The sequence below is a fragment of the Haloterrigena alkaliphila genome (assembly GCF_017352155.2).
GTDB classification, from domain to species: domain Archaea; phylum Halobacteriota; class Halobacteria; order Halobacteriales; family Natrialbaceae; genus Haloterrigena; species Haloterrigena alkaliphila.
Window position 1 is genome coordinate 1,633,167 of sequence record NZ_CP071462.1, and the last position, 18,758, is coordinate 1,651,924.

The window sequence follows — 18,758 nt, forward strand, 5'->3', positions numbered from 1 at the left end:
CGAGCGGACCCGCCGCTCGTTCCCGTGAAATCCGAGCGAACGGAACTATTTTTGACACTCGTTCGCGTACGTCGAGTATGGGAACCGATCGCGACGTTCTCGAGCGCCTGCTCGCGGGCAACGATCGCCACGTCGAGTCGCTGCCGGCGGATTACTTCGCGGACGTCCAGACGAGCCAGCACCCGACCGTCGTCGCGATCTGCTGTTCTGACTCTCGGGTCTCCCACGAGGGCATGTGGGGCATCGAACGCCCGGGCGCGGTCTTCACGCCGAGCAACATCGGCAATCAGATCTGGGACGAGGACGGCGGCGAGCGGATCGTCGACGGCGGCGTCCTCTACCCGATCCACCACACCGGCACCGACGTCGTCGCCGTCGTCGGCCACACGGGTTGCGGGGCCGTCACCGCGGCCTACCACGTCGCGACCGGCGAGGAGTCGCCGGGCCCGAAGGGCGTCGACAAGTGGGTCGACCAGCTCGTCCCCGTCGTCGAGGCGGGCCTCGAGAGCGGGCTCGTCGACACCGACGCGGACGACGAACGGGTGATCAACCAGCTCGTCGAGTACAACGTCGGCTATCAGGTACGCTCGCTCGCCGAATCCGACGAGATCCCGGACGGCGTCGAGGTCTACGGCTTCGTCTACGACTTTCAGGGCATTTACGGCGACGAACCGGGGCGGACGTACCTCGTCTCGGTCGACGGCGAGACCGATCCCGACGCGCTCGCTGACCTCGTGCCCGAGGGGTACGAGGCGACGGCTCGCAGTCTGCTCTATTAGCAGCCTCGATTCGATAACGCTGGCTGCGAACTGAACGCGGAATTCGTCTATGGGCGTACTCGATCGTGTGCTAACTCACCGGTCGGATACTCGGCTCTCTGCTGGCTTCGCTTGGATGAGTGCTATCCACAAGTCCTCGATTTCTTGGACGAACTCGATAAAATCGTCCGGCTCAACTGGCTTTTGGACGTAGTGATCCGCATCAACGCCCTTCGATTTGACGATCCCCTCTCCTACCTCCGAACTCGTGAGGACGACGACAGGGATGTCACGTAATGCTGGCTCGTTATCCAGTTCAGACAGTACATCCATCCCTCTGTTTCCGGGTAACTTCGGCTCGAGCAGGATCAGATCGGGGCGTGGGTCATCTGCGTGCTCGCCGCGTTGATTGATGAAATCGAGGGCAGCGTCAGCATCGGAGACGGTGTAGAGACTATTCTTGAGTTTGGCATCTTTGAAGGATTCCGTGAAGAGACGTGTGTCCCCGGGATTTGGTTCGACCAATAAAATGTTGACCCGCTCACCCTCCTCCCCCTCGTTCGAAGACATTGTGAACTGTTTTAGACGGCCACTTAAAAGATCGCGGTCGCGTAAATTGATCAGTCTAGTTTCTGGACGTATCGTGGCTTCCGTAGCGTAGTTCGATAGGGAAACCGTACTGCTATCGACTGCGACGACGGTACCGGATCGGTGGAGACGGGAAAAACGATCGCCCCTCGAGGCCGCGTCAGTCGTCGTCCGCCGGCTGTGCGGGCGGCGTCTCGGTTTCGACCGCCGCCGTCGCCTCGGCCTCGAGTTCGGCGTCGGCCTCCCACTCGAGGTCGCCGGCGTACTGGAAGACGGCGTTGTCCTGCTCGGGATCGACGACCGTCAGGTCCCCGATCCAGCCGTTGTCGAGCAGCGTGCGAACGTCCTCGTGCTCGCGGAGGATCTCGGTCACGCGCTCGACCGGCGCGTGGACGACCGCGGTCAACCGCAGCGGCTGGTGGAACGGCTGCTCGTCGTCGATCTTCAGCGACTGCAGCGGGAGGCCGGTCATCAGATCGCCGCCGTTGCCCTGTAGGACGCCGACGTTGCCGACCGGGTTCTGGGTGATCTTCGAGCCGCTGCCGTAGACGGCGTTGTCGACGGTCGCGAAGTAGTACTGGTTGTTGATCCACTGGGTGACCACGAGCGGCCCCGTGAAGATCGCCTCGAGCGCCTCGCCCTCGGGGTCGGTCGACCAGTCGTAGGAGTGGAGGAACGCGCGTCCGTCGAGGTTGCGGTCTTCGGTCAGTTCGCGGGGGCCGATGACGAAGGAAGCGTTGCCGGCCAGCCCCCACTCGGGGCGGGCCTCGGCCCAGTCGGCCGCGCGGCGGTCGACCTCCGCGACGCTCTCCTCGGGATCGCCGCCGGTCGTCGCCTCGGTGCGCTCGGCCGCGGCGCCGGCGCGGGCGCGCTCGAGGTCCTCGCGCAGGGATTCGAGGTCCTCGCGGTGGCTCTCGGGGACGTCGCCGTCGAACAGCGCGATCTCGTCGGTCGTCGTGTTGTGCTCGCCCGCGAGGAAGACGGTATCCTCGGGGACGTCGAAGCCGCGCTCGCGCAGTTCCGCCTGCACGTCCGCGTCGTTGCAGATCTCTGCGAGCACGCGGGCGTTCGGGCCGCCCGGGTTGCCGGCACAAGCCCCGCAGTCGAGACTCGAGTCGAAGGGGTTGTTCGTCGTCTCGCTGGCGTGGCCCGTGAAGACGACCAGTCGGGCGAACTCCGTCCAGCCCATGAGTTCGAAGGCGGTCGCGGCGTACTCGACTTTCTCCTCGAGGCGTATGCCCTGCGGGAGGTCGTGGTCGCCGTGACTGTGGTCGTCGGCGGCGCCGTCGAGGGCGGGCGAGGTGGCCTCGTACCGGCTCGGCACGCGCTCCTCGACGGCGTCCTTGAGGTCGGCGATTGTCGAGGGCGACAGCGTCCGCGCGGCCATCGCGAGCCGTAGGCGCTACCGGCGCCCTCGACGAACGTGAAGGCGGCGACCACGTTGTTCTTGAGCGTCTTGAAGTGCTTCCGTGCCGCGCCCACGAGTCCGTTCCACTGGTCGCGGGTCGTCACCGCGTCGGTCGCCTCGTCGGGCCGGTCGACGACGCGGTGTTCGGGGTCGACGATCGGCGGACAGGCGTCGACCTCGGCCGTCGAGTCGTACTCCCGGTGGCGCATCGGGACCCCGAAGAAGCCCGCGTAGCCGTGGGTCTCGTAGGGGCCCTGGGCCTCGATGTGACGGCGGATCACCTCCGAGCGGGTGTCGATACAGAACACGAGTTGTGCGGCCGGCCGGTCGCCGTCGTCGGCCCCCGAGGGGGCCGTGACGGTATCGTCGATCCCCTCGAGGAGGCGCTCGCGGTAGCTGCGCTCCCACGCGGTCAGCCAGATCTCGGGCAGGAGAATCTCCCCGTCCGCGTCGCCGCCCTTGACGGTCGCGTCGCCGTCGTCGACGGTCGCGGCCGTGGCGGAGGCGGTCGCGTCGTCGTCGGTTTCGGCGGGCTCGATCGGCGCGTCGAGCAGGTCGGCCAGCGTCAGTCTGACCGCCAGATACGACATCAGCGTGATCGGGTACCGCTCCTGCCACGCGTTGGCGCCGTCGTCGGCCCGCTGCTTGATGAAGCCGCTCCAGCCCGGGAGCGAGGCGAGGTGGTGCTCGGCGACGTCGACCCAGCGTCCCTCGGGGTAGTCGCCCAGCACCGCCTCGAGCGCCTCGGTCGCGGTCTCGGGGAGGTCGTCGGGGTCGTCACAGCCGGGCACGTCGCCGTCGTAGGGGGCCATCTCCCGCCACGCGGCGTAGAACCCGTCTTCGCGGTTGGGCATCGGCCACTTCGACTGGCCCTGATCGAGGAACGCGGCGAGCCACTTCGTCAGCACGCGGTCGACGGCCGCGGTCGCGTCGTCGGTCTCGCTGCCGCGCGCCGCCGCGATTTCGGCCATCTCGTCCAGGAGCGTCTCGGGGTCCCGGTCGACGCCGCGGGCCTCGAGTTCGCCCCGTAGCACGTCGGGATCGATCCGGCCGGTCTCCCACGCTCCGCGGAAGACCGACGGCTGCGGGTAGCCGCGACCGCCGAAGAGGCGCTCTCCCTCGGCGACGGCCCGGTGGAACGGCTCGTCCTCGAACCCCGAGAGGGGGTTGGCGGTGACGAACGAGTGCAGCGGCCAGACCGAGCCGATGCGGTCGGCCGCGCGGTCGATGCTCTCCGCGATGCGACGGTGATCGTCGGTACCCTCAGATGTCATTGTACTCCTCCTTGTCGGTCAGCACGGTCGTCGGATCGGGCTGGGAGAGGTTCAGCAGGGAGACGTAGAGGCGCTCGCTCGAGCGGTACCAGCCGAGTTCCGCCGCGAGGTAGGCGCCGACGAACAGGGCGACCACGAGGTAGTGGGCGACCGTCATCTCGGTCGACACGTAGGTCATCGGCACGCCCGCGAGCATCCTCGAGACGGCGTTGAACGCGACGGCGTAGCCGCCGATGGCGGTCAGCACGATCAGCGGGGCGCTGACGAACCTGACCGTCGTCGGCAGCGTCGACCGCCGGAGGATGTCCCGCGCCGCGGTCAGCGTCGTCAGGACCACGACCAGCGTCAGGACGGCCCCGCTGTTCAACTCGAGGCTCGTCGCCTTCCCGGTGAGGACGCCGAAGAGGACGCCGCCGCCGACGGCCGTCACCAGACTGACGGCGATCCCGGAACCGCCCAGCTGCGTTCGCGTCCCGTCTTTGGGAACCGCCTGCTCGACGGCGGCGCCCGACGAGAGGAACAGGTACGCCTTGTAGAAGCCGTGCAGGATGAGGTGGGCGATCGCCGCGGCGAAGAAGCCGAGGCCGCACTGCAGTATCATAAAGCCCATCTGGGCGAGCGTCGAGCTCCCGAGCTTGCGTTTGACGTCCGTCTGGACGAGGATCATCGCCTGTCCGAGCAGGGCGCTGACGGCGCCGACGACGACGAGGACCGACATGACGGCGATCTCCTCGGCGATCACCGGGGCGAACCGGGTCAACAGGACCCCGCCCGCGTTGACGAACCCGGCGTGCATCAGGGCCGACGCCGGGGTCGGCGCCGTCATCGAGGACAGCAGCCAGCCGTGGAACGGGAACAGCGCCGACTGGATGATCGCCGCGAGAAAGATCCCTCCCGCCGCGGCGAGTCCGACCGTCCGCGAGACGCCCTCGAGGCCGGCGAAGATCCCGGTGATGGTGGTCGCGCCCGTCGACCACGCGAGTAGTGCCAGCGAGACGGCGAGCAGGGCGCTGCTGGCGACGAAGTAGCGGCGGGCGACGGCGGCCGCGGCGCGGGCCTGCTCCCACTCGCGAACGTGGCCGATCAGCGCGGCCATGAGCAGTCCCATCGCCAGCCACGCGGCCGCGAACAGCGCGACGTGGTTCGCCGCAGTCAGCGTCATGACGACGAGCGTGAACCCGAGGACGCGGGCGTAGAACCGGTCGATGTGACGGTCGCCCGCCATATAGCGCCGGGAGTAACTGTGGACGATCCCGCTGAAGAAGGTAACGACGACCCACAGCACCGTGGTCAGCCCGTCGACCCGCAGGGCGCCCGCGAACTCCCACTCGGTTCCCCGGGAGGCCGCCAGTACGAGGACGCCGACGCTGAACAGGAAGAGCGTCCAGACCGTCCAGGTCGAGGCCCGCGGGACGATCGAGGTCGGTGGCGTCGGTTCGGGGCGCTGTGCGACGTCGTCGGGTGGAACTGTTTCGTCGGTCATGCTTCGCTTGCACGTTCGGACCAGCCTGACGTTCGGGCGCGTCACAGTGTTCCGTTCGCGGCAACACTTGCACTACTGGTCGTCTTCGGTCGGAATATGAACAGACTGGTTATTATAGGCTTCGGTTCGAACAATTCGTTCTGCAACCCCTCTCACAGGCCGTCTCGACTGCCGAGATGAGAGGCGTAGACGAGAGCCCGCCGACCCAGTAATACGCGAACGAGCCGCTAGCGAGGGCGAATTCGGTTGCTCGAGCGGTCAGTACCACCCGCAGGAACGTACGGCGAGGGACGCCGACGGAACGGCAGAACGGGAGTTCGTCGGGAGACGGATCGTCGATCCCGCCGCGTCACCGGAACGAGAACTCGTCGAAGGACGTCGACCGGTGGCTGCGAACCAGTACCTCGTCGGTGATCGTCAGCCCCATATCAGCGATCTCCTGTGCGATCGGCGTGATATCGTGATCCGTTTCGCCGACGACCGTCACGAGCAGGTTCTGCTCGCCCGTGACCAGTTCCTGCACCGAGACGACGCCGGAAATCTCGAGGATGTCGTCGATGTACTCTCCTCGGTCCGGGATCGGCGCCGTACAGAAGAGGAGCATGCGGATCGGATACCCCGATTTCGTGTAATCGATGTTCGCGCTGTACCCCTTGATGACGCCCTCCGACTCCAGGCGCTGGATGCGTTTCCGGACCGTACTCGAGGAGGCTTCGGTCCGCTCGGCGATCTCACTGGACGAGAGGTTCCGGGCCTCCTCCTGTAACGCGTAGAGGATCTCCCGATCGACCGCGTCGAGATCGTAATCCGTCATACGGTTCCTTTCTCCGCGACGGCTATAAGGAACTTCGGCCGACAGATCCGCTCGATTCCGATATCGGCTTCGAGTCGAACTCCGCCCGTGGTCGCGAGCCCGCCCACGCTCGCGACCTTGCCCGCGACTGCGGACGCGGGCGCACCCACGTTCGTGTCGCCACGTCCGTGTCGGTAACGTTTTGCTATTCGCACCCGCATCCGTCCCACATGCGCGCGTTTCTCGAGTCCGATACGGGATTTTACTACGCCATCGGTCTCTTCGTGACCGTCGTGTTTCTGGGCGGGCTGGCCGTGCTGGCGGTCGTCAACCCCGGCGGCATCGGCGCGACCGAACTCGGCGGCCTCGTCGTCGGCTTCGCCCTGTTCATGCTGGTGTACTTCGTCTCGGTGACGGTCCATCGCCTCGAGGACTGGGAGGAACCGTGATCGAGCGACGGTACTCGGCGATATGTGGTGCGAGCGGACCGCTACCGCCACATATTGCCGTTCGAAACGAGCCGCAGGGTTTATCAGTATCGGGCCGTTCTCTTTAGAAGCAATGGCGAAAGGAACCGTTGATTTCTTCAACGACACTGGCGGCTACGGATTCATCGAAACTGAGGACGCGGACGAGGACGTCTTCTTCCACATGGAAGACATCGGCGGCCCGGACCTCGAAGAAGGACAGGAGCTCGAGTTCGACATCGAGCAGGCCCCCAAGGGCCCGCGCGCGACGAACGTCGAGCGCCTGTAAGACGGATTCGCAGCGGTATCGGCACTTGATTGCAGTATTTTAGACACCCCCGAGCGGTCGGTATAGCCAATAGTCGGTTGGAGTGTCGATCGAGGCGACGCTTGGTCACTAGCTGGGCGTCCCGTACGGTGTAGCCGAAGGGGATCAGAGAAGCCGAGTGTCCTGCTACCGTGGCAACGGGGAATCGCCACGTCCTCCCCAGCCGATTCGCTCGTTCCTTTCAGTCTCTCGCTCATCCCTCGCGCATGATCGGCGGCCGCCCTCACTGACGCTCGGTCGGCCGCCAGCGCGCGCCGCCGCACGCCGGCTTCTGGACCCGGACCGTTTTGTGGATCCGACACCGACTCGAGACCATGACCGATCCGCTCATCCGCCGTCGCGACGAGATCGAGTACGAGACCGTCGACGCGGCCGACGGCCTCGAGAAGGGCGTCCTCGTCGGCGAGGACCACGGCGCGCCGACCTTCGCGATCCGCCGGTTCGTCCTCGAACCGGGCGCCGAGGTGCCCGAACACACCAACGAGGTCGAACACGAGCAGTACGTCCTCGAGGGCGAGTATACGGTGGGAATCGGAGACGAAGAGTACGCGGTCGAAGCCGGCGACTCGCTGCTGATTCCGGCCGGGACGGTCCACTGGTACCGAAACGAGGGCGACGAGCAAGGGGCGTTCATCTGCGCCGTCCCGAACGGCGACGACGCGATTGAATTGCTCGAGTGAGTCGGTCCCCTCGAGGAGGCCCGAATCTCCGGGTGAGTTAGTCACCTCGAGTGAACGCGGCTTCGCGGCTGATACGGGCGTCCGGAACGACGCCACCGTTTTCGTCGAGGCCGATACTGACAGCAAACAACGCTGTGCGCGGTGGTCCGAAACCACAACGCCTAAACGTCTTTTAGGACTACCTAAACCTCGATGGCAGGTGCGCAGTCGGTCGGCGAGCACGCCGCGGCTCGGGACCGCGACGGGTGGGTCACCGGGAAGCTCGTAGTCTTTTGTCTCGCGGCGGCGGTCGTCACCGTCGTCGCCGGACTCGTACAGGTGTTCTTCGGCCCGTACTCGATGACACTCTCCGAGCTCGTTTCGGCGGTGTTCAACCCCGCGGTGATCTTCAACCTCGAGGCCTGGTCGTCGTTTCTCTTCGGGACCGACCTCCCCGAGATGACCACGGACAGCGTCGTCGTCTGGACGGTCCGGCTCCCGCGGGTGTTCGTCGCGATCATCGCCGGCGCGACGCTGGCGATCTCCGGGGCGATCTTTCAGGCGGTGACGCGCAACGAACTGGCCAGTCCGTTCGTGCTCGGGGTCAGTTCCGGCGCCGGCTTCGCGGTGCTGGCGACGCTGGTGGTCTTCACCGGACTCACGCCGTTCCTCCCGTTGATCGCGGCGCTCGGCGGCACGGTCGCCTTCGTGATCGTCTACGGGATCGCCTGGAAGGGCGGGACCAGTCCGATCCGGCTCGTGCTCGCGGGCGTGATCGTCAACATGGTCTTCCAGTCGCTCCAGCAGGGGCTGTTCTTCTTCGTGGACGATCTGGGGGTCGCCCAGACGGCGATCGCCTGGCTCACGGGCTCGTTCACGGGAACGGGCTGGTCGGAGGTCCGGATCGCGATCCTGCCGGCGATCGTCTCGATCGGTATCGCGCTGGCCGGCGCCCGGCAGTTGAACGTCCTGTTGCTCGGCGAGAGCACCGCCAAATCCCTCGGCATGCGCGTCGAACGCGTTCGCTTCTTCCTGTCCGCGGTCGCGATTCTGGCGGCGAGCGTCGCCATCGCCGTCGCGGGCGTCATCAGCTTCTTCGGGCTGGTCGTCCCCCACATCGTCCGGAACACGGTCGGCGGCGACTACCGACGGCTGATGGTCGGCTGTCTCTTCGCCGGGCCGGCGCTGCTGGTCGCCGCCGACGTCGGCGCGCGGCTCGCGCTGGGCGGGACGCAGATGCCGGTCGGCGTCGTCACCGGCCTGGTCGGCGGTCCCTACTTCCTCTACCTGATGCGCAAACAGCAGTCCATGGGTGAACTCTGATGGCAGAACCACGACACACGACGCAGGAACGGATCACCGACGGCGACGGCGTCGCGGTCGAGAGCGCGCTGGTCGGCGAGGACCTCGCGTTGAGCTATCCGTCGGTCGACGAAACGATCGTCGACTGTGCGCGACTGGACATCCCCGCGGAATCGGTGACCGCGCTCGTCGGCCCCAACGGCAGCGGGAAGAGCACGCTGTTGAAGGCCCTCTCGAACCACCTCGAGCCGGCAGAAGGGACGGTCACGATCCACGGGGAAGATCTCGATTCGTTCGACCAGAAGGAGCTGGCCCGCGAACTGGGCGTCCTCTCCCAGGAGAACGACTCGCTGGGCTCGATCAGCGTCGAGAACCTGGTCTATCACGGCCGCTACCCGCACCGGGGCTTCTTCGAGGGCGTCAGCGAGGACGACCACTCGGCCGTCGAGCGCGCGATCGAGCTGGCGGGCATCGAGCAGATCCGGGACGCCGAACTCGGCCAACTGAGCGGCGGCCAGAAACAACTGGCGTGGATCGCCATGGTGTTAGCACAGGACACGGACGTCCTCCTGCTCGACGAGCCGACGACGTTCCTCGACGTTCACCACCAGTTCCGGGTGCTCGAGACCATTCGGCAGCTCAACGAGGAGAAGGGCGTAACGGTGGCCGTCATCCTCCACGACATCGCGCAGGCGGCCCGCTTCGCGGACTACCTGATCGCGATGTGCGACGGCGAACTGTACGACTGGGGGCCGCCCGAAGAGGTGGTGACCGAACAGCTGCTGGCCGACGTCTTCGGCGTCGAGGCCACCGTCCAGCACGAGCCGGAACTGCAGGTGCTGCCGCGACGAGCGCTACCGGATCGGTAACGAACGACTGCACGACACGCAGCGGTCGCGTTCGATCCGGTCCGACTACGCGTCGAACGTCGGGCCCGTGCCCCATTCACCGCGACGAACGGTGAATCGGGTCGACGAACGGATACGCTCGAGATTTCGGCGGGAAACACCGTTCCAGTTCGGAACACTTTTGATGTTTTAGGCCAACCTAAAAGTTGATGAGCAACGAACGGACGTGGACGAGACGAAACGTTCTCCGAACGAGTGGAGCGATCGCCGGGATCAGCGCGATGGCGGGCTGCATCGACTCCCTGGGGTCGTCCGACGAGCCCGAATACACGGTTTCGATGCCGCCGGTCGGCGAGGTCGGGTTCGACTCGGTCCCCGAGACGTGGGCCGCCAACAACGGGAGCTGGGCCGACATGGGGATCGCGCTGGGTCAGGAGCCGCCCGAGGCCCTCTATCTGACGAGACGGTACCACACGCAGTATTACGACGACATCCCCGACGTGAGCGTCGATCCGTCGGGTATCGATTCGCTCTGGGGCGACGGCGAGTTGGGCGTCGAGGAGTTCCTGAATTTGAGCGACGAGGTCGACGTCTTCGTCATGGACCCGAACTTCATCGAGGGCCGATCCGGGTTAGGCGCCGACGACGTCGAGCGGATCCGATCGGCGGGAACGCCGTTCTTCGGGAACAGTATCTTCTCGCAGGGGTACGACTGGCACGACTACGACTACCTCTCGCTGTACGAGGCCTTCGAGAAACTCGCCGAGGTCTTTCAGGAAGGGGATCGCTACGATGCGTTCGAGTCGCTGCACGACGAGTTCCGGTCGAGCCTCGCGGAGAGCCTTCCGTCGGACGACCGGCCCGAAGTCGCCATCCTGTGGCCCCAGGAGGACGGCGTCTTCCTCCCCTACCTCGTCGACGAGGGGACGAGTTTCAAACACCTGCGCGATCTCGAGGTCGATGACGCGCTCGCGAACAGCGACGTCGAGAACTTCCACAGCGGTCGCGGCGAAGTCGACTACGAGATGCTCCTCGAGGTCGATCCGGAGCATATCCTGTTACGCAGCGAGGAATACCAGTCCCGCGAGACGTTCCAGCAGGAGGTCGTCGAACCGATGAAGAACCACGATGCCGGGCAGCAACTGACGGCCGTCCAGAACGACGACGTCTACCGGGCCGGCCCGCTCTACCAGGGGCCGATCATCAACCTCGTCGTCACCCAGCGACTGGCCCAGCGGCTCTACGGCGTCGAGGAGGAGCTGTTCGATCCGCAAGCGGTCAGCGACATCGTCAACGGCGATTTCTGAGCGACCGCGGCGACCGTGCTCGAGGTCGAATCTCGCCCGCGTTCGCATTCGAGGTCGATTCGGTCCGCGTCCACGCTCGGGTTCGACGCCACGACGCGACTCGAGCGGCACAGTCCGAACCGCTGAAATACCGCCCCACCCTATGGCCGCTCGTGTCGAAGCAGGTCCAGGAGGTCGAAACGATATTCTGTCACGAGGCAGGCGATGACTACCTCGTTGTCGTCGAGCGTGACGGACAGCGGCTGTTCCGGGCGAAGCTCGGGCTCTCGGAGACCTCCGCGGGTCCCCGCCCCGCGAAGTTCCGGCTCAAGGACGGCTCGAGCGAGGAGCCCCGCCAGCCCGACGAGTTCGTCGAACTCGCCCGCCGCGCCGGGCGGATCCGCATCTCCGAGCAGACCTCGCCCGAGAAGCGCCAGGAACTCATCGAGATGCTCGAAGGCTACCAGCTCGAGGACAAAGCGAAGGCCGTCAGGACCTGCCGGTACTGCGCCTCCGCGGGTCGGTACTCGCCGATCACCACGGAGACGGCGGTCAAGGACGACGACGACTGGATCTGCCGGGATTGCGCGCGACAGGAACTCGAGCGGCAACTCTCCTACTCCGGCGGGAGCGGCCAGGTGACGGGCGCCGCGAAGGAGCGACTCGAGGACCTCATGATGGAGGTCCAGGACCTAGAGCGGATCGTCAACCTCCTGCAGGGCCAGTTGGATCCGGACCTCACGAAGTTCGATACCATCTCGGCGACCACCGACGAGGTCGACCCCGTCCGGGTGGACTCGCTGAACCTGCATCCGGGGCTACAGGGCCTGCTCGAGGACCGGTTCGAGACCCTCTTGCCGGTCCAGAGCCTCGCGGTCGAGAACGGGTTGTTCGAGGGGGACGACCAGCTGGTGGTCTCGGCGACGGCGACCGGGAAGACCCTCGTGGGTGAGATGGCCGGCATCAACCGCGTGCTCAACGGAAAGGGGAAGATGCTCTTTCTCGTCCCACTCGTGGCGCTGGCCAACCAGAAGTACGAGGACTTTCAGGACGAGTACGGGCACCTCGTCGACGTCTCGATTCGCGTCGGTGCGAGCCGCATTTCGGACAACGGCAACCAGTTCGATCCGAACGCCGACGTCATCGTCGGCACCTACGAGGGAATCGACCACGCCCTGCGGACCGGCAAGGAGATGGGCGACATCGGGACCGTCGTCATCGACGAGGTCCACACCCTCAAGGAGGAGGAGCGGGGCCACCGCCTCGACGGCCTCATTTCCCGGCTGAAGTACACCTGCGAGCAACGCGCGAAGCGCCGCGACGACTACGACGGCGCGCAGTGGGTCTACCTCTCGGCCACCGTCGGCAACCCCGAACAGCTGACGGAGGCGCTCGAGGCGACGCTCATCGAGTTCGAGGAGCGCCCGGTCCCCATCGAACGCCACGTCACCTTCGCCGACGGCCAGGAGAAGGTCCGCATCGAGAACAAACTGGTCAAGCGGGCGTTCGACACCGAGTCCTCCAAGGGGTATCGGGGGCAGACGATCATCTTCACCAATTCCCGACGACGCTGTCACGAGATCAGCCGGAAACTCGAGTACTCGGCCGCGCCCTACCACGCCGGACTGGACTACAAGCGCCGGAAGTCTGTCGAACGCCAGTTCGGCGAGCAGGAGCTCTCCGCCGTGGTGACGACCGCCGCGCTGGCCGCGGGGGTCGACTTCCCCGCCTCGCAGGTCATCTTCGACTCGCTGGCGATGGGGATCGAGTGGCTCTCCGTCCAGGAGTTCCACCAGATGCTCGGCCGCGCGGGTCGGCCCGACTACCACGACGAGGGGACCGTGTACGTGCTGGTCGAACCCGACTGCAGCTACCACAACTCGATGGAGATGACCGAGGACGAGGTCGCCTTCAAACTGCTCAAGGGCGACATGGAGTCGGTGATGACCCACTACGACGAGGACGCCGCCGTCGAGGAGACGCTGGCGAACGTCACCGTCGGCGGCACGGCCGCGAAGGCGCTCAACGACCGCATGCTCGGCGAGGTGCCCACGAAACACGCGATCGGCAAACTCCTGCAGTACGAGTTCATCGACGGCCTCGAGCCGACGCCGCTCGGACGGGTGGTGACCCGCCACTTCCTGAACCCCGGCGAGGCGTTCACCCTGCTCGACGGCATCCGGAAGGACGCCCACCCCTACGAACTCGTGGCCGACCTCGAGTTGCGGGACGAAGAGCTCTGACGGCGTCTCGAACTGTTGTACACTGACCGGGTACGCGTCGCGGTCCCACGCGAATCCGGCCGGAATCCTTTTCAGGAACGTATCAGCGGCCGGAACGGTAAAGAGCGGCACCGTCCATGTCAGTAGCAGCGCCGGGGACCAGCCCGGAGAGATCAATGAACACAACGACTCCAGCCGCGATCGAGCCGCCGGCGAACGTGTTGCTCGTCCACGCGAACGAGTGCGAGTCCGACGCCTGCGACGCGCTCAGTCACGACACCGGCGCGACGGCGGATCTCGTGGTCACGTTCGCGGACACCCAGCTCGAGCGGCCGGATCCCGGCGACGTCGAGGGACGGGTCGGCCTCCTGACGATCGGCGACGTGCTGGTCGCGGACACGTCCGAGTCGGCCGCCGACTTCGACGAACCGGTCGTCGTCGATTCGGTCCGGGACCCGACGGATCTCTCCGAGATCGGCGTCGCCGTCAGCCGGTTCTGCAAACACTGGTCGGACGAGCAACTCACGGTCTGTTTCGATTCGCTCGATGCCCTGCTTCGGCACACGTCGCCGAAGAAGGTGTTCCAGTTCGCGCACGTGTTGACCAATCGGCTCTCGAGCGTCGACGCGTACGCGCACTTCCACTTCGATCCGACGCGACACGACGATCGAGTGGTCTCGACGTTCGGCGAGATCTTCGACGCGGTCGTCGCCGAGGATGGCAGCGAGGAATCGCTGCCGGAGGCGACCGACGACGAGGTCGCCGAGTTACTCGCGGCGTGGAACGACGGTTCCGACGGCGAGTTCGACTTCGCCCCGGCGCCGTCGACCGAGGCAACCGACGAGGACATCGCGCGGATTCTGGGGAAGTAGGGCGGGGATTGCGGGTGGTTTTGGGATGGGGTGGCCCTCGGTCAGGGGACGAACGCGACGCCCAGTAGGGCGAACGCGATGACGGCGATCGCGCCGAGCACCCCCCCGAGGGCGACGATCACGAGCACGACGGGAGTGACGGCGATCGCGAGGCCGAAGACGGTGTGGCCAAGGAACAACACCAGCAGGCCGACGACCGCGTTGACGATGAAGGGAGCGAGCGCGCGGACGAGCACTGCCGCGATCAGAACGCCCACGAGGACTGCGATCAGGACGAGGATCTCGAGACCGGTCATACGAGCGGCGGTATCACGTCGATTGATAAAACCGTTCGGCCGTAACGAAACGCTTTATGACGTGGGACTTTTAGGAGGGTGTACGGGATCGTGGGTTAGCTTGGTATACTTCGGGCCTTGGGTGCCCGTGACCCCGGTTCAAATCCGGGCGATCCCATACTGTATAAAAGTGAAGCGGCCGGTATTGCCGCTTCACTCTCCGGTTTCTCACACCGAACAGCGACTGCCTTCGAGGGGTGGTCGGCGTGACGGTCGCCCCGTGGCCGTCGGTCGACAACTCGCCGACGTGCGAACACTGTGGAGAACACGTTTCGGAGCGGTTCTGCCGGGTATACGGCGATAACCGCGACCGAGCGCATCGCTGTTCCGAGTGCGACACCTACCGGCGGCTGACCCGCGGGTCCGCTGCGGGGATCGACGTTTCGATTCCCGACCCGGAGACGTCGCCCGGCCGCCACGGAGGTGAGACCGATGTCTGAGCGCCTCGAGTGGCCCGAGGGCTTCGAGCGGACGCCGGCCGACGATCGCGAATCCTACCCGCACGGCTTCCGCGTTTCTCGCAGCACTGCCTTCGACAACATCCTCGAGGAACTGCGGAAGATGGACGCCCGCAACGTGCAGGTGAAGACGGCTGCACCGCACACGCAGGCAGCGCCGCATCGGCCGTACGCCGACCGTGATCCAGACGATCCAGGTGTTGTGATTTACTTCGAGGGGGACGGCCAGCAGTTCGCGGTTCCGTGCGATCGGTGGAACAACCTGCGGGACAACGCCCAGGCGATCGCGAAGTATCTGAACGCCAAGCGGGCACTCGAGCGCTACGGCGTCCAGACCGTCGAGTCGGAATTCTCGACTCAGGCGCTTCCAAGCGGCGACGAGGACGCCGTTGCCGCCTCAGAACCGCCCCACGAGATCCTCGAGGTTGCGCCTGACGCCGCCGCCGACGTCGTGAAGGCTGCTGCTCGAGCGAAGAAGAAGGAACATCATCCGGATCGGGGCGGCGATCGCGAGCAGTTCCAGCGAGTCGTCGAGGCTGAGGGGGCGATGCTCGATGCGTGAGTTCGTTCCGGCGAGCGAACTGTACGACGTCGAGAACCGGTCGCCCATAGCCCATCCGGCTCATCAAGCGACCGACGCCGACGTTCGCCGCGCCCTCGAGGACCGAGAGATTCGAGCCGACGGTGGTAACGCCTCGAGCGATACTGAACGGATCGAGATTCCACTTTGGGAAATCGCTCCCGAGAGGTGGGTGTCCCCAAATGAGGAAAAATCGTTTCGAGTAACGGCCGCCGGGATTACTGGAGATCAGGGAAGCGAAACTCTCGTCGTCAAGATCGAGCGATCACTACAGTCGGCTACTGAACGCGAGCGGGGTGACCGATGACGGTCGCCGAGAACCGGGAACGCGGCCACGACGTCGAAACTGCCGCCTGCAACCGTTGGCCCCTCGAGCGCGTAGCCGACGACTGCGCCGAGTGGTACGACCTCGAGTTCGTCGCGGACGTCACCGGTGACCGCGCCGGCACGATCGCGACGACCGGCGACATCGTCGAAGCGAAGTCCTGTTACGAAACCTACGACGGCCGCGCAGGTCGTTGGTGGATCCGTCGCGAGAACCACGAACGCCTCCTCGAGATGGGCGGCTGGTACGTTCTCGTCGTACTCGAGCGCGAGAGCGACGACGTCCTTCGGATGGCGCTGACGAGCGCGGAGACTGTCGACCGGATTATCAGCGGGAACTGGTGGGACTGCGGGAACGGCGGTCGCAGTGCCGAGCAGTTCCGCCAGATCGCGTGGACGGCCACCTTCGACGATCTGCGGAGGCCGCAATGACGGTCCACACGACGTACTTCGGCGGCCTCTCGAGTTATGACCCCGCCGAGGAGGCGTCCGTCTTCGGTGTTGTCCGGTACCCGCAGGACTTCGTCGCGCGCATCACCGACCGAAACATCCCGGCCGTCGCGCCGCCCGAGGACCTGCTAAACGCCTACAAGACCGTCGAAGAAGCCGCCGAGGACAACGGCGAGTTCAACCCCGCCGCGATCGCGTGGAACTCCGTCGACTTCGAACGTCGCTACCTCGCCCACCTCGAGGCGAAGGGACCGCAGACTGTCCTCGAGGAGCTGATCGACCGCGTTCGCGAGCGGGACATCTGGCTCGTCTGTTGGGAGAAGGACGCCCGCTGGTGTCACCGACGACTGCTCGCGAACGCGATCATCGCCCAGCTCGACGAGACCGAGATCGTCCACCACCCGGACCCGACGACGATTCCCGTTGGTGACGGTGACGACAGCGACGAAGCCGCCGAGACGGGACCGACGCTCGAGGACTTCGCTGAGGGCGAGAGAGCGCGATGAGTCAGGTCGAGACGACGCCCCACGAGATCGAGGGCCGCTGGAAGTGGCCCGACTGGGGCCGTGGACCGTACGACGCACTCTCGTCGGTGATGCTCGGGCCGCCTGTCGAGGGGTACCTCGAGTTGGACGTCGAGATCGACGGCGAGCCGTGGCACCTGAAGGTCAGTTACAGCAAATCCGGGTTCGCGCCGCGACTTTCGGACGGAATCAACGCCGAACGGCTCTACGAGTGGGACATCGTGGGTCGTGGGCGCGGTGAGCGAAAGGCATCGTTCAATATCTCGCCGCGGTTCCCGAACATGCGCCACTGGGAGACTGGCGATCGCCTCCAGCTCCCCTGGGAGAATCAGGTGGGTGACGTCGACGGGGTCGACGTCGAGTATCACACGAGTAACATCGAACCCGAGCGCGGCCTCGAACTCCTGCCGGAGTTCTACGCGGCGATATTCGACGAGGCGAACGAGCGCGTTCATCCGGAGTACTTCCGTACCGAACCCCACTCAGCGAGCCGCATGTGGGCGTACGAGCGATACGTGCGGATTCGACGCGAGTGGGCGGAAAAACTCTCGTCGGCCGGTGTGCTCCAGAAGATCGCTCACTACCTCTCAGACCTCGAGGGAGTTAAGGCGGAACTCCATATCGACAACGAGGAGGTAGTCAACCACCAGAACCGGCTGTTTCTGAACCCCGCATCGGCCGCGAAGTTGCTGCCGGGCCATACCTACGGACGGAAGTTCGAGATCTACCAGCTGAAGGACCCGGACGCGGTTTCGAAAGACCACCCGTCGTACCACCCGAAGGTGGAGGTGCTGGTGAACAAGTCGATGAACGACGGTGAGGCATGGGCATGGGCCGATCGCCACGCGGTCACCAAGCAGATCGAGGAGACGCTGTTGAACGCGCTCCATTGGGAAGACATCCCGCTCGGTCCCGACGGGAACGGTGTGTACGTCGCCGACGACCATTTCGACGCTGTTGCCCGAGAGAAGCCGGTCGAACTCTACGAGGATCCGACGCCCCGCCTCGAGGCGAAGTCGGATCACCTGTTGATCACGACGCTGCGAGACATGGGCGAGACCGCTCGCGACGTCACCGAGCGAGTCGCGACCGACGGCGGTGCGACGGTCGACGGCCTCGCCGACCAGCTGGGCAAGCACCCCGCGACGATCTACCGGGCGATCGAAGATCTCGGTGATGTCCTCGAACTCGACCAGGGCGACATCTCGTTTCGCGCCCGGAAGTACCGCGAGGAGTTGCGGGCGCTCGTCGAGTCCGCCGAGTACGCGATCGAGAGCTACGCCGACCGGATGCAGCACCTCATGGGGCTGGCTGATCACGTCGCCAAGTCCTCGCCGTTCCAGAAGTGGCTCGCACAGAACGGCGCCGACCTCGAGTTCGACGGCCAGGGCGAACCGCGGCGGATGCGAATCGACACGATCCTTTCGCGGCTGAAGTCGGATAGCTTCGAGAACGTTGCGACGATCGCCAGCGAGGCCCTCGAGAAGTGGTCGAAGTCGGGGAACGATCCGACGATCCTCCGGGGCGCCGAGCTCACCTGGAAGACTCCCGGCGGCGGAACAGAGACCGGATTCGTCGGCGCCGTCGCCGATCGCTGAACCGGCCTGAGTAGTGGCAACACTCTTGGTATCGCTGTTTTCTACAAGTTTGATTGAATAACACGAGTTCTTAGACAAATCTGGTTGTAGTCTGCGCCTCGAGGCTGGGTCGGCACCGCGATCGCACCGCAATGCCAGCGGGGTCGTTTCGCGCTTCGCGCAAAAGCCCCCTTGGCGGGTGTCCCCAAGGGGACAGCGCCA

The 18,758-nt window shown here is 65.6% G+C and carries 19 protein-coding genes, 1 tRNA gene and 1 pseudogene; 16 read left to right on the plus strand and 5 right to left on the minus strand.

All coding sequences use genetic code 11. The annotated features are described in order from the left end of the window. Nucleotides 1-77 precede the first annotated feature (77 nt). The gene (locus J0X25_RS26755; protein ID WP_207290587.1) at nt 78-779 is read left to right on the plus strand and encodes a carbonic anhydrase; all 702 of its coding nucleotides are present in this window, start codon (nt 78-80) and stop codon (nt 777-779) included. Nucleotides 780-854: 75 nt separating this feature from the next. On the opposite strand, the gene J0X25_RS26760 is transcribed toward J0X25_RS26755, so the two are convergent. From J0X25_RS26760 to J0X25_RS26775, 4 genes and pseudogenes are all read right to left on the minus strand, one after another. Next, nucleotides 855-1,328, minus strand: a complete 474-nt coding sequence (locus tag J0X25_RS26760; RefSeq protein ID WP_207290588.1) for a response regulator — start codon at nt 1,326-1,328, stop codon at nt 855-857. A gap of 178 nt (nt 1,329-1,506) precedes the next feature. Beyond that, nucleotides 1,507-4,028: pseudogene (locus J0X25_RS26765) on the minus strand (DUF2309 domain-containing protein). Next, nucleotides 4,018-5,511, minus strand: coding sequence for a proton-conducting transporter transmembrane domain-containing protein (locus J0X25_RS26770; RefSeq protein WP_207290589.1), 1,494 nt, complete (start codon nt 5,509-5,511; stop codon nt 4,018-4,020). Before J0X25_RS26770 ends, J0X25_RS26765 begins: the two are co-directional and overlap by 11 nt. Before the next feature lie 349 nt (nt 5,512-5,860). Beyond that, nucleotides 5,861-6,325, minus strand: coding sequence for an Lrp/AsnC family transcriptional regulator (locus J0X25_RS26775; RefSeq protein WP_207290590.1), 465 nt, complete (start codon nt 6,323-6,325; stop codon nt 5,861-5,863). 209 nt (nt 6,326-6,534) lie between these two features. Between J0X25_RS26775 and J0X25_RS26780 the strand changes: the two genes are divergently transcribed. The 8 genes from J0X25_RS26780 (at nt 6,535) to J0X25_RS26815 (ending at nt 14,288) form a co-directional block, all read left to right on the plus strand. Next, a complete protein-coding gene (locus J0X25_RS26780) occupies nt 6,535-6,753 on the plus strand; it encodes a hypothetical protein (protein ID WP_207290591.1) in 219 nt (72 codons plus the stop codon). A 112-nt stretch (nt 6,754-6,865) separates the two neighbouring features. Beyond that, nucleotides 6,866-7,060 carry a cold-shock protein gene (locus tag J0X25_RS26785; RefSeq protein WP_007259363.1) on the plus strand — a complete coding sequence of 65 codons (195 nt, stop codon included), beginning with the start codon at nt 6,866-6,868 and terminating at the stop codon, nt 7,058-7,060. Between the two features lie 353 nt (nt 7,061-7,413). Continuing rightward, entirely contained in the window at nt 7,414-7,779 is a 366-nt protein-coding gene (locus tag J0X25_RS26790; RefSeq protein WP_207290592.1) for a cupin domain-containing protein, read from the plus strand. 192 nt (nt 7,780-7,971) lie between these two features. Further along, nucleotides 7,972-9,081, plus strand: coding sequence for a FecCD family ABC transporter permease (locus J0X25_RS26795; RefSeq protein ID WP_207290593.1), 1,110 nt, complete (start codon nt 7,972-7,974; stop codon nt 9,079-9,081). Then, nucleotides 9,081-9,929, plus strand: a complete 849-nt coding sequence (locus tag J0X25_RS26800; protein ID WP_207290594.1) for an ABC transporter ATP-binding protein — start codon at nt 9,081-9,083, stop codon at nt 9,927-9,929. The genes J0X25_RS26795 and J0X25_RS26800 overlap by 1 nt, the downstream gene beginning before the upstream one ends. A gap of 188 nt (nt 9,930-10,117) precedes the next feature. After that, entirely contained in the window at nt 10,118-11,215 is a 1,098-nt protein-coding gene (locus tag J0X25_RS26805; RefSeq protein ID WP_207290595.1) for an ABC transporter substrate-binding protein, read from the plus strand. Between the two features lie 152 nt (nt 11,216-11,367). Next, entirely contained in the window at nt 11,368-13,437 is a 2,070-nt protein-coding gene (locus J0X25_RS26810) for a DEAD/DEAH box helicase (RefSeq protein WP_207290596.1), read from the plus strand. A gap of 155 nt (nt 13,438-13,592) precedes the next feature. Then, nucleotides 13,593-14,288 carry a DUF7504 family protein gene (locus tag J0X25_RS26815; RefSeq protein ID WP_207290597.1) on the plus strand — a complete coding sequence of 232 codons (696 nt, stop codon included), beginning with the start codon at nt 13,593-13,595 and terminating at the stop codon, nt 14,286-14,288. Between the two features lie 41 nt (nt 14,289-14,329). Here J0X25_RS26815 and J0X25_RS26820 read toward each other — a convergent pair whose 3' ends face one another. Continuing rightward, nucleotides 14,330-14,584: a hypothetical protein gene (locus J0X25_RS26820; RefSeq protein WP_207290598.1), complete on the minus strand. Its 255-nt coding sequence runs from the start codon at nt 14,582-14,584 to the stop codon at nt 14,330-14,332. 84 nt (nt 14,585-14,668) lie between these two features. Here J0X25_RS26820 and J0X25_RS26825 point away from each other — a divergent pair. From J0X25_RS26825 to J0X25_RS26855, 7 genes are all read left to right on the plus strand, one after another. Next, a tRNA-Pro gene (locus J0X25_RS26825) sits at nt 14,669-14,741 on the plus strand. A 79-nt stretch (nt 14,742-14,820) separates the two neighbouring features. Further along, nucleotides 14,821-15,063 (plus strand): DUF7563 family protein, encoded by a 243-nt coding sequence (locus tag J0X25_RS26830; RefSeq protein ID WP_225896747.1) that lies wholly within the window; start codon nt 14,821-14,823, stop codon nt 15,061-15,063. Next, the gene (locus J0X25_RS26835; RefSeq protein WP_207290599.1) at nt 15,056-15,643 is read left to right on the plus strand and encodes a J domain-containing protein; all 588 of its coding nucleotides are present in this window, start codon (nt 15,056-15,058) and stop codon (nt 15,641-15,643) included. Before J0X25_RS26830 ends, J0X25_RS26835 begins: the two co-directional genes overlap by 8 nt. Continuing rightward, nucleotides 15,636-15,968, plus strand: coding sequence for a hypothetical protein (locus J0X25_RS26840; RefSeq protein ID WP_226776999.1), 333 nt, complete (start codon nt 15,636-15,638; stop codon nt 15,966-15,968). The genes J0X25_RS26835 and J0X25_RS26840 overlap by 8 nt, the downstream gene beginning before the upstream one ends. After that, entirely contained in the window at nt 15,965-16,417 is a 453-nt protein-coding gene (locus tag J0X25_RS26845; RefSeq protein ID WP_207290600.1) for a PD-(D/E)XK family putative nuclease, read from the plus strand. The genes J0X25_RS26840 and J0X25_RS26845 overlap by 4 nt, the downstream gene beginning before the upstream one ends. Further along, nucleotides 16,414-16,941 (plus strand): DUF488 family protein, N3 subclade, encoded by a 528-nt coding sequence (locus J0X25_RS26850; protein ID WP_207290601.1) that lies wholly within the window; start codon nt 16,414-16,416, stop codon nt 16,939-16,941. The genes J0X25_RS26845 and J0X25_RS26850 overlap by 4 nt, the downstream gene beginning before the upstream one ends. Then, nucleotides 16,938-18,557 carry a DUF7845 domain-containing protein gene (locus J0X25_RS26855; protein ID WP_207290602.1) on the plus strand — a complete coding sequence of 540 codons (1,620 nt, stop codon included), beginning with the start codon at nt 16,938-16,940 and terminating at the stop codon, nt 18,555-18,557. The genes J0X25_RS26850 and J0X25_RS26855 overlap by 4 nt, the downstream gene beginning before the upstream one ends. Nucleotides 18,558-18,758: the final 201 nt, after the last annotated feature.

Excerpts from the sequence above, each read along its gene's own strand:
- J0X25_RS26835 (WP_207290599.1), top strand. The coding sequence starts at position 15,056 with ATGTCTGAGCGCCTCGAGTGGCCCGAGGGCTTCGAGCGGACGCCGGCC.
- J0X25_RS26760 (WP_207290588.1), bottom strand. The coding sequence starts at position 1,328 with ATGTCTTCGAACGAGGGGGAGGAGGGTGAGCGGGTCAACATTTTATTG.
- J0X25_RS26795 (WP_207290593.1), top strand. The coding sequence starts at position 7,972 with ATGGCAGGTGCGCAGTCGGTCGGCGAGCACGCCGCGGCTCGGGACCGC.
- J0X25_RS26845 (WP_207290600.1), top strand. The coding sequence starts at position 15,965 with ATGACGGTCGCCGAGAACCGGGAACGCGGCCACGACGTCGAAACTGCC.
- J0X25_RS26820 (WP_207290598.1), bottom strand. The coding sequence starts at position 14,584 with ATGACCGGTCTCGAGATCCTCGTCCTGATCGCAGTCCTCGTGGGCGTT.
- J0X25_RS26780 (WP_207290591.1), top strand. The coding sequence starts at position 6,535 with ATGCGCGCGTTTCTCGAGTCCGATACGGGATTTTACTACGCCATCGGT.
- J0X25_RS26800 (WP_207290594.1), top strand. The coding sequence starts at position 9,081 with ATGGCAGAACCACGACACACGACGCAGGAACGGATCACCGACGGCGAC.
- J0X25_RS26805 (WP_207290595.1), top strand. The coding sequence starts at position 10,118 with ATGAGCAACGAACGGACGTGGACGAGACGAAACGTTCTCCGAACGAGT.
- J0X25_RS26755 (WP_207290587.1), top strand. The coding sequence starts at position 78 with ATGGGAACCGATCGCGACGTTCTCGAGCGCCTGCTCGCGGGCAACGAT.
- J0X25_RS26815 (WP_207290597.1), top strand. The coding sequence starts at position 13,593 with ATGAACACAACGACTCCAGCCGCGATCGAGCCGCCGGCGAACGTGTTG.
- J0X25_RS26785 (WP_007259363.1), top strand. The coding sequence starts at position 6,866 with ATGGCGAAAGGAACCGTTGATTTCTTCAACGACACTGGCGGCTACGGA.
- J0X25_RS26770 (WP_207290589.1), bottom strand. The coding sequence starts at position 5,511 with ATGACCGACGAAACAGTTCCACCCGACGACGTCGCACAGCGCCCCGAA.
- J0X25_RS26775 (WP_207290590.1), bottom strand. The coding sequence starts at position 6,325 with ATGACGGATTACGATCTCGACGCGGTCGATCGGGAGATCCTCTACGCG.
- J0X25_RS26850 (WP_207290601.1), top strand. The coding sequence starts at position 16,414 with ATGACGGTCCACACGACGTACTTCGGCGGCCTCTCGAGTTATGACCCC.
- J0X25_RS26855 (WP_207290602.1), top strand. The coding sequence starts at position 16,938 with ATGAGTCAGGTCGAGACGACGCCCCACGAGATCGAGGGCCGCTGGAAG.
- J0X25_RS26840 (WP_226776999.1), top strand. The coding sequence starts at position 15,636 with ATGCGTGAGTTCGTTCCGGCGAGCGAACTGTACGACGTCGAGAACCGG.
- J0X25_RS26790 (WP_207290592.1), top strand. The coding sequence starts at position 7,414 with ATGACCGATCCGCTCATCCGCCGTCGCGACGAGATCGAGTACGAGACC.